Genomic DNA, 592 nt, shown 5'->3' with positions numbered 1-592 from the left:
AAGATGTCTATAAAGGCTGCGCACCTTTAGATCAATACAGCTTTCCTTCTGGACACACAATGCACGCGGCCTGCTTCTCGACTGTTGTGCTATGGCACCTGCCAGAGTTCGCTGTATTATTGGTACCCTTCTCTATTCTAATTGCCCTCTCGAGAATGGTACTCGGCCTTCACTATCCGACAGATGTATTGTGTGGCGCGGGATTAGGTATATTGCTGGCATCAATTGCAAACTACTTAAGCCCCGTACTCTTCTAAACCAGCGCTACTGGCCTTTACCTTATTCCTGCCAAATAGGCACATCGAAGGCCTGTAAGATCTTCCCTGTTTCGGCCAGAGGCAAGCCCACTACATTGCTATAGCTTCCGACAATCCCTTCAACAAACAATGCCGCTTTGCCTTGTATGCCATATGCACCTGCCTTATCCATTGGTTCACCCGTTGCGATATATTGCCTAATTTGCTGATCACTCAGCTTCATAAACGACACTTCTGTTGTCACAACATCAGCTTCAATTACCGCTTTCCCCTCAGATAACTTCGCCACAGCGATACCCGTTAGCACTAGATGATTTGTTCCTGATAAACGCTTT

The 592-nt window shown here is 46.8% G+C and carries 2 protein-coding genes; one reads left to right on the top strand and one right to left on the bottom strand.

The genetic code is table 11. From position 1 onward, the window contains the following. Positions 1 to 257 (top strand): phosphatase PAP2 family protein (locus A3729_RS31170; RefSeq protein ID WP_156498162.1); only part of this gene is annotated, 257 nt, incomplete at its 5' end. 22 nt (positions 258 to 279) lie between these two features. Here A3729_RS31170 and A3729_RS27200 read toward each other — a convergent pair. Further along, positions 280 to 592 (bottom strand): nucleoside triphosphate pyrophosphatase (locus A3729_RS27200; protein ID WP_197476154.1); only part of this gene is annotated, 313 nt, incomplete at its 5' end.

Source organism: Oleiphilus sp. HI0043, from assembly GCF_001634935.1.
The sequence above is the reverse complement of the archived record's forward strand: the minus strand, read 5'-3'. Positions and strand labels throughout refer to the sequence as shown.